Origin of the sequence: Kitasatospora sp. NPDC049258, from assembly GCF_040678895.1 — a bacterium.
Taxonomy (GTDB): Bacteria; Actinomycetota; Actinomycetes; order Streptomycetales; family Streptomycetaceae; genus Kitasatospora.
In genome coordinates this window covers 1-7,657 of sequence record NZ_JBFAQT010000079.1, presented here as the reverse complement: position 1 = coordinate 7,657, position 7,657 = coordinate 1, and the positions used below count along the sequence as shown (strand labels likewise).

General features: G+C 74.8%; 11 protein-coding genes and 1 pseudogene. 2 read left to right on the top strand and 10 right to left on the bottom strand.

What is annotated here, in order from left to right; genetic code table 11:
* Positions 1 to 62: 62 nt before the first annotated feature.
* From AB0K43_RS30940 to AB0K43_RS30895, 10 genes are all read right to left on the bottom strand, one after another.
* Positions 63 to 449 (bottom strand): hypothetical protein, encoded by a 387-nt coding sequence (locus AB0K43_RS30940; RefSeq protein WP_363645660.1) that lies wholly within the window; start codon positions 447 to 449, stop codon positions 63 to 65.
* Between the two features lie 101 nt (positions 450 to 550).
* The gene (locus AB0K43_RS30935; protein ID WP_363645658.1) at positions 551 to 1,192 is read right to left on the bottom strand and encodes a hypothetical protein; all 642 of its coding nucleotides are present in this window, start codon (positions 1,190 to 1,192) and stop codon (positions 551 to 553) included.
* Between the two features lie 146 nt (positions 1,193 to 1,338).
* Positions 1,339 to 2,094 (bottom strand): hypothetical protein, encoded by a 756-nt coding sequence (locus AB0K43_RS30930; RefSeq protein ID WP_363645656.1) that lies wholly within the window; start codon positions 2,092 to 2,094, stop codon positions 1,339 to 1,341.
* A 71-nt stretch (positions 2,095 to 2,165) separates the two neighbouring features.
* Positions 2,166 to 2,519: a hypothetical protein gene (locus AB0K43_RS30925; RefSeq protein ID WP_363645654.1), complete on the bottom strand. Its 354-nt coding sequence runs from the start codon at positions 2,517 to 2,519 to the stop codon at positions 2,166 to 2,168.
* Between the two features lie 41 nt (positions 2,520 to 2,560).
* Positions 2,561 to 2,755, bottom strand: a complete 195-nt coding sequence (locus AB0K43_RS30920; RefSeq protein ID WP_360265843.1) for a hypothetical protein — start codon at positions 2,753 to 2,755, stop codon at positions 2,561 to 2,563.
* 66 nt (positions 2,756 to 2,821) lie between these two features.
* Entirely contained in the window at positions 2,822 to 4,303 is a 1,482-nt protein-coding gene (locus AB0K43_RS30915; RefSeq protein ID WP_363645651.1) for a transfer protein, read from the bottom strand.
* Positions 4,303 to 5,121, bottom strand: a complete 819-nt coding sequence (locus tag AB0K43_RS30910; protein WP_363645649.1) for a hypothetical protein — start codon at positions 5,119 to 5,121, stop codon at positions 4,303 to 4,305. Before AB0K43_RS30910 ends, AB0K43_RS30915 begins: the two co-directional genes overlap by 1 nt.
* Before the next feature lie 167 nt (positions 5,122 to 5,288).
* Positions 5,289 to 5,411: a hypothetical protein gene (locus AB0K43_RS30905; RefSeq protein ID WP_363645647.1), complete on the bottom strand. Its 123-nt coding sequence runs from the start codon at positions 5,409 to 5,411 to the stop codon at positions 5,289 to 5,291.
* Positions 5,412 to 5,489: 78 nt separating this feature from the next.
* Positions 5,490 to 5,918 (bottom strand): hypothetical protein, encoded by a 429-nt coding sequence (locus tag AB0K43_RS30900; protein ID WP_363645645.1) that lies wholly within the window; start codon positions 5,916 to 5,918, stop codon positions 5,490 to 5,492.
* Positions 5,919 to 6,048: 130 nt separating this feature from the next.
* Entirely contained in the window at positions 6,049 to 6,276 is a 228-nt protein-coding gene (locus AB0K43_RS30895; RefSeq protein ID WP_363645643.1) for a hypothetical protein, read from the bottom strand.
* Between the two features lie 94 nt (positions 6,277 to 6,370).
* Between AB0K43_RS30895 and AB0K43_RS30890 the strand changes: the two genes are divergently transcribed.
* The gene (locus AB0K43_RS30890) at positions 6,371 to 7,018 is read left to right on the top strand and encodes a hypothetical protein (protein WP_363645641.1); all 648 of its coding nucleotides are present in this window, start codon (positions 6,371 to 6,373) and stop codon (positions 7,016 to 7,018) included.
* 13 nt (positions 7,019 to 7,031) lie between these two features.
* A pseudogene (locus AB0K43_RS30885) lies at positions 7,032 to 7,657 on the top strand (hypothetical protein); the annotation flags it as partial.

Below are 7,657 nucleotides of genomic sequence, written 5' to 3'. Positions count from 1 at the left end.
GGGGGGGCCCCCCCCCCCCCGGGGGGGGGGGGGGGGGGGGGCCGCCCCCGGGGCGGGGTCGGTCAGTCGCGGACGGCGGGCAGCACGGCGGGCGAGGCGCCGGGGCCGGTCTGCTGGCGCTGGGTGGCGAGCCAGGCTCCGGCGGCGGTCATCAGCCGGCCGTCGCCCAGGGCGTCGAGCGGGGCGGTGTCGATGTCGTGCATCAGCTCGGCCGGGTCGATCGGGCGCATGTAGGCGATGGGGGCGAAGGGGAAGACCTCGTCGGTGGCCAGGGCCTCGATGGTGGAGCGGTCCCGCTGGTGCTGGCCGTAGGGCAGGACCTTGCAGACCTGGGTGTGGTCGGGCTGGCCGGTCAGGTAGCGGTCGGCGTCGCGGTACAGCACGTAGTCGCCGGGGGCGGGCCGGAACGGGGCCGTGGTGGTGGCGGGGCGGGTGTCGGGCTGCGTCATGGTGCGGGTTCCCTTCTGGGCGGTGTCGGCCGGGCGGCCGGTCCCGTCCCCGGATGGGGGCGGTGTCGGCCGGGCGGCCGGTCCCGTCCCCGGGCGGCCGGTCAGCTGATGTTGTTGGTGACGGAGCCGCGCCACCCGGCGGACTGCTTGGCGATGTTGGTGTTGTTGGTGCGGTGGACCAGGGCCCAGACGGTGCCGGTCGCGCTGGAGCCGTCACCGGTGGCGGTGGCGCTCGCCCCGGACGCGGCCTTGGAGACGACGGAGCGCAGCTTGCCGATCAGGGCGGCCACGCCGACCGCGACGGTGGCGACCGCGATGGCCAGCCACTTGAGAACCTCGGCGATGTCGCCGGAGTGCGGGGCGACCAGGCCGATCCCCGCGCCGACCATCCACACGAAGCCACCGGCCGCAAGGGCCGCCGCCGATCCGTACAGGACGCTCTGGCGCAGGGCGAGCGGCAGGCCCGGGTCGACGGCCGGCTGCGCGGGGGCGACGGCCGCCGGGGCGGAGTCGGGCTGCGCCTGGGCGGCGTTCGTGGCGAGGGGGTTGTGCACGGGGACGGCGACGACCTTGCCGTCGACCAGGGCGGGGATCAGGGCCGGGGTGTCGGCGGTGGGCCGCAGCGGGACGGCGACGACCAGGCCGTCGAGCGCGGCCGGCACGAAGCCCTCCTGAAGGAGGTAGGCGTTGAGGTCGACCGCCGTGTCCGAAGCGGCGGCGGGGTGGGTGTAGATGCTGTCCACGGTGTGCTCCAAGGGGGTTCGCGGGGCGGTCGGGGAAGGGTCTGCGGGGGCGCCGCGGCGCCTTCTGGGGCCGCCGGACCGCACCCGGTGGCGGGCGGGTCCGGCGGCCCTCGGAGAGGCCGGGAGAAGGGGCGGGTGAGCGGTCGTCAGCCCTCGGTGGGGTCCCAGGTGCGGAACAGCTGGGCGGGGGCGGCGGGGTGGTGGGCGAGGGTGCCGAGGCCCGGGGTGAGGCGGGCGGTGAGGACGATCTGGTGGGCGTCGCGCAGGGCGGTGGCGATCAGCGGCAGCGGCGGCTGGAACACCACGCCCCACGTCTCGACGCGCAGGCTGACCCCGGCCAGGCGGCCGGTGCGGGCGATCTCGTCCGCCATGCGCGCGACGTCGCCCCGGGTGGACAGGTGCGGCCAGTCGCCGAGGGTGATGCTGATCAGCGGCCGCTCCGGGGTGGGGGCGTAGGCGGCGTCGGTGTCGGTGTCGAGCAGCCGCTCGCGCAGCAGCTCGACCGCCTCCAGCAGCAGGTCGGCGGCGCCGTCCTTGGCGGTGGTGGCGCGGTCGGCGAGCCGGTGGCTGGGCCGGGCCCCGTTCGCGTCGGCGACCCAGGACCGGACGAGCGGGCTGGCATGCTCGGCGGCCAGGAGGTGGTCGATCAGGGTGCTGGACCCGGCGCCGGCGCGGGCGCTGATGTGCGTGTGGACGGCACCGTTGACGTTCCACAGCGGCACGCGGGCGGTGGTGCCGTCGGCGAGCCGGCCGACGGCGACGGTGCCGGTGGCCGCGTCGAGCAGCTGGTCGGCCGACGGGCGGGGCGCCGCGTCGGCGAGCTGGGCCCGCTCCTGGTGGTCGCGGGTCAGGTCGGCGTAGCGCTGGGCAGCAGGGGTGTCGGTGTTCTGGGTGTCGGTCATGCGGTGTCCTTCCGGGGACGGCTGTGCCCGCCGACCGGGTCGGGCGGCGGGCACTGGGCGGGTGGTGGTGGTCAGGCGTTGATGCGGGTGCTGCGGCCGACGGCGAGGATCTCGCCGACCAGGCGGAGCGTCTCGGCGCAGAGCCCGCTGCCGCCGGGCCGGGCGAGCAGCTGCGCGGCCTCGTCGACCAGGACGGCGGTGCGGCGCGGGCCGCCGGTCAGCTCCCGGCGCCGGGGCGCGGCGGTCAGCATCCGGCGGTGGCGCAGCTCCAGCGCGGCTCGCAGGACGGTGAGCACCGTGAGGCTGTCCCCGGCGGTGTGGGGGCCGGCGGTGCCCAGCCGCATGCGCGGGTCGAGGGCGGCTTCGGCGAGGAACTGGTCGACCGGGCCGAAGCGGAGCGGGCAGTGGGCGGGGCGGGTGTTCACGGGCGGTGTCCTTTCGGTCTGGGGTGGCGGGCAGGTGGTGGTCAGACGCGGATGCTGCCGAGGAGGTGGACCAGGCCGGTGAGGAGCTGGGTGATGGTCGGGCCCAGGCCGGTGGAAGCGAGGGTGAAGCCGAAGAGGATGAGGGTCAGACCGGAGAGGACGCGGACAGCTCCGCTGCGGAAGAGGAAGACGGTGGCGATGCCGAAGACGACGGCGAGGGAGGCGGAGACGACCACGGGAACTCCAGGCAGGCAGGGGCCGGGGCGCCGCGTCGGCGGCGTCCCGGCCAAGGTGGTGGTGGGTCAGGCGGGCAGCGTGTAGCGGCCGCTGCCGAGAGCGGCGATCCGATCGCTCCGGCTGAGGACGGACAGGTTGTTGCGGACGCTGGCAGCGCCGACCGGCTTGCCGCCGTCGGCGTTGACGGCAGCGAGGATCTCGTCGAAGTCGAGCGCGCCGGCGCCCTCGCTGTCGTCGCCGTCCGCGGCTTCGGCGGCCTCCTCCAGGGCCCGCATGATGCGCACCGCGATGGGGGCCCTACCGCTGGTGGAGGCCTTCTGCTCGGCGGTGGCCTCCTCGACCAGGGCCTGCGTCTGCTCCTGGGCGGCGGCCACCAGCTCGGCCGGCCCGTCGCCGTCGCGGGTCAGGTAGGCGGGACCTGCGGCCTCGTGCGAGGTGGCCTCCAGGTGGGCGGGCTCGCCCGGCCCGTACAGGTCGAGGATCAGCGGGTCCAGGCCCTCGACCTCGTGCATCGAGCCGACGGGGAAGAAGCGCATCATCGCGGTCGGCCTGTCGCTCCCGAGCAGGTAGGCCATGCCGCCGGTGTTGCCGCGGGCGACCTTCGCGCCGGGCCGAACCGTGGCGAACCGGCTGCGCAGGACGGGCGGGCCGGTGCGCTTGGGGATCGGCACGATGTGCGTGCCGGGCGGCAGCAGGCCGTCGGACACCAGCGACTGCATCATGCTGGAGCTCCAGCGCAGGAGGATGGTGTCGCCCTCCTTGAGCATGCCGCGCAGGGTGTCGGAGCCGCCGAGCTCGTCGACGTGCGAGGCCTGCGCGGCGATGCTGATGCCGACCCCGACGGAGCGGCCGGTGCGGCCGAGCTCCTTGATCAGGGCCGCGATCTTGTCCCGGTACGGGGCTCCCTTCTCCAGCGCCCGGTTCGCCTCGTCGATCCGCACGCTCAGCAGCGGGTCCGGCCGGTTGATCAGGAAGCTGGAGCGGCCCATCGCGGCGTAGCGGCTCATCCGCTCCTCGGCGACACGCACCGCCGCCTGGAGCATGGCCAGCAGGCCCTCCTGGGTGGTGACCCGCCAGTCGACCTGACCGGCGGCCTCCGGCACCGACTGGCCGCCCTTGAGGTCGGCCAGCCAGGTGACGATCCCGGAGCGCTTCTCGGCGGCGAGGATCAGCTGCAGGGCGCGGGACTTGCCGGCACCGGTGGTGCCGAACAGGGCGCCGCGCTGCGCCCCGCTGCCGGGGACGTACAGGCGGATCTGGGCGGGCTGGCCGTCGTGGTAGCGGCCGACGGTCAGCCAGCCCTGGTCGTCCATCACCAGATCCTCGCCGCGGACCGGGTCGAGCTTGTCCAGCGGCGGGGCGGCGTAGACGGTGACCAGGGCGCGGGTCAGGCCGTCGGTCTCCACCGCCATGCACGCGGTGTCCAGGATATGCAGGGAGGATGCGAGGGAGCGCAGGTCGTACGTGAGCAGTTTGCCGGGCGGGACCTCCACCTCCAGCTCCATCACGTCGACCTCGAAGCCTCCGGGGGCCGTGGGCAGGTTCATCAGGGGCGCAGCCTTTCTTCCATCTCGCCGGTCTTGGTGTTGCCTCGCCGGATGGCGATGAGCTGGGAGTGCGGCATGGCGACGGGGGCGATCGTCTTGTCCCAGCGGGTGAAGGGGTCCATCTGCTCCAGGCCGCCGGCGGTCTCGGTGCGGTCGGTGACGGTGAGCTGGCGGCGTCCGGCGCCGTGGCCCTTCACCGCCGTGATGGAGATCAGCTCCTCGGGGATGTTGGTGATCGCCGAGATCGCCGAGATCGGGATGTCCGGCACCGGCCGCCCGCCGACGGCGACGATCTGCGCACGCCACTCGGTGCGGCCCTGGACCACGGCGTGCTCCAGGTAGGTGCCGGCCGCCGGGCACTTGTCCATCTGCGCCCACCGCGCCCAGTCGAGCGCCAGCTGCTCAGCCGGGGTGCCGGCCGCCAGAGTGACGGGGGCGTAGTCGGGGACGGCCGGGACCAGCGCGCTGGGGCGCACCATCTCCCGGGCCAGGCGGGAGGGGCGCTGCCACCAGGTCAGCCCGGCCCAGACGGCGACGGCCACCCCCTCGCCCCAGTGCGCGCCGGGCACGATCCGGAAGGCGAGCATCTCGCCGAGCAGGAACGCGGAGGGCGAGGCGTACAGGGCGCTGACCGCGCCGGGGGTGCTGCGCCGCCAGGGCCGCACGGAGACGGCGGCGGACAGGACGGTCGTGCCGAGGACGACCGGGGTGGCCAGGGGCAGGACGGCCGGGGTGAAGATGCTGGCGGTCAGGGCGGCAGTGCCGGCCACTGTCGCGGTGCGGCCCGCCCAGTGGCGGGCCCGGTCGAGCTTCGACACGATCGCGTGTCCTCTCGGGTCAGGAGGTGATCAGGTGGACGATGGCGCCGAGCAGCAGGAGGACCAGGACGGCGAAGGGGGCCAGGCCGAGCAGGCGCCGGCCCTGGTCGGCCGGGTGGTCAGGAAGCGGAAGTAGCTGTCGTTGTCGGGCACGGCGGGTTGTCCTCTCACTTGGTCAGGCGGGCGTAGAGCTCACCGAGCAGCCACAGGGCGCTGCTGGCGATGACGAGGGCGGCCAGCAGACGGGCGGGCAGCGCCGACGGCTTGGGGCTGCGGTTCTCGGGGGCCACGGGGCGGTCCTTCCGGGTGCGGCGCTGCCCGGCACCGCGGGGTGCGGTGCCGGGCAGCGGGCGGGGGTTGGTGGTGGGTCAGCGGTTGGCGTAGAAGCCGCGGTCGGCGGGCTCGACGGGCATGGCCTGGAAGGCTTCGGCGACGTCGCCGTAGTCGGCCTGGTGCGCGTCGGACGCCTCGTCGAACAGGCTCGACATCTCCTCGCACTCGTTCGCCATCGTGGTGGCGTTGGCGAGGGCGCCGCGCATGATGTCGGCGGCCTGGTGGTGCTCGGCGACGGTATCGGCGTCGACGTTCATCCCGGCGGCCATCTCGGCGAGCCGGTCCACGCTGGCGGCGACCTCGCCGACGTACTCGAACGTGGAGCGGGCGAGGGCCGCCATGTGGCGCAGCGCCAGGCCGGCCTTGGCGAGGCGGGCGATCAGGATGCCGTAGCGCACGCCGCCGGAGACCACCTCGACGGCGGCGCCGACGGCTTGGCGGGCGGCGGGAAGCAGATCGGACACGCGCTACTCCTTGTGGTAGTCGGTCTCGGCCGGGGCGGCCCGCCGACCAGCAGGCGCCAGCGGGGCCCTGACGCCTCGGAACAGGTCAACCAGGGCCCCGGCCGCCACGATGGCGGCCGGGGCCGTGTCGTCAGTCGTCCTCGTCGTCGGCCGGCGACCGCAGGGCGGCGGTGTCGACCTGGCCCCAACGCAGGGCGTGCCGGACGGCGGTGGTCATCCAGCTCATGGCCTGCTCGGGGCTGGGCTCGGTGAGCTTGTAGACCTCGCACACGATCCGCATCCCGCCGTCCGGCGCCCAGTCGGTGAGATTGCTCCACAGATCGACGCGGGCGCGGTGGCGGACCTCGGACGGCCTCAAGGGCGCGCGGCCGAAGCTGCGCGCCCATTCCTTCTGGACTTCCAAAATGAAGAGCCCTACTATTTGGTTGTGTCCTACCGTTAGGGAGTATCTTGTGAGGATCAGCATCGGCGGCGAGCAGGTCGAAGTGCCCGACGACCTGGGCGCGGCGCTGCTCGCCGGGCTGCGCGGTGAGCGGCTGGTGGAGCCGCCGCAGGCCTCCGGTTTCGACGACTTGGTGGCCCTGGTTGCCCGCACCAGCCGGCTCATCCAGCACCTGAACGTGTTCCGGGAGGTGGCGATGTCGCGTGCGGACGCCGCCGGCGCCTACTCGAACCGCAGCGCGCTGGCCATGGCGGCCGCGATGTCCGCGTCCCAGCTTGGCCGGGTGCTGCAGGGCCACGGGCTGCCGAGGGACCGCCGCACCGGCGGCGTGGACCTGGTCGTCGGCTTCCGCGCCACCGACGACGGGGTCCTGCACCACGCGGCGGAGCAGGACGTGGTGGGCCTGCCGTCGTTCACCCTGCGGGCAGCCCCGGAACCGGACCGGCCGGAACCGCGACGGGACGACGTCTACGCGGACCGGGAGCTCACCTTCTACTACCGCCCCCAGGTCCCGCTTGCCGCAGCCGGCCTCGGACGCGGCGCCGGCTACACCCTGCGCGACGCCGACCAGAACGTGATCGGCTGCGTCACCGAGCCGATCTTCGAGGCCCTGTTCGGCGACCCCCGCCTCGAGTCGACCCGACCCAACGGACGCTGAGGAGAACCCCCTGATGTCCGACGAGCTCTTCGACTCGGTCGACGCCCTCCTCTCGGGCGTACGCACCGGCCTGCCCGCCCCGGCGGAGCGCAAGCGGCTGCGCCTGGCGGCCGGGCTGACGATCACGCAGATCGCCGTCGCCCTCCGGGTGGACTCGGCCCTGGTGAAGGGCTGGGAGGACGGCACCTCCGTCCCGGGCCCGGACATCAGCCCGGCCTACACCCGGCTGCTGGACGGCCTGGCCGCGCGCTTCCCCGCACCCGAGCATCAGGCCGCCCCCGCCCCCGCCCCGGCGCCGGTCGCGCCCGAGCAGACCGCCCCGGCGCCGCAGCAGGTGCTGCTCGACCAGAACCCGGACGGTTCCCTGGCGATGTTCCAGGCCGCGCCGTGCGTACGCTGCGGCCAGCCCTCCGTCTACCGTGCCCAGGGCCGTCCGATGCACCTGGGCGGCTGGTGCCGTCCCGCCCCGGCGCCTGTCACGACGCAGGCCCTGCAGGCCGCCCCGGCTCCGGCAGTCCAGGCCGAGCCGCCCGCACCCCCGGCGGCCGCCGAGCCCGCCCGCCCCGCGCCCACCCCGCCGCAGGTGCGCGCCGTGCCGCGGGTCGAGCGCGGCGAATTCGTGAACAACGTCGGGCTGCT

What these genes read in the sequence shown, in the direction of transcription:
- AB0K43_RS30940 (WP_363645660.1), bottom strand. Translation starts at nt 449, where the DNA reads ATGACGCAGCCCGACACCCGCCCCGCCACCACCACGGCCCCGTTCCGG.
- AB0K43_RS30930 (WP_363645656.1), bottom strand. Translation starts at nt 2,094, where the DNA reads ATGACCGACACCCAGAACACCGACACCCCTGCTGCCCAGCGCTACGCC.
- AB0K43_RS30915 (WP_363645651.1), bottom strand. Translation starts at nt 4,303, where the DNA reads ATGAACCTGCCCACGGCCCCCGGAGGCTTCGAGGTCGACGTGATGGAG.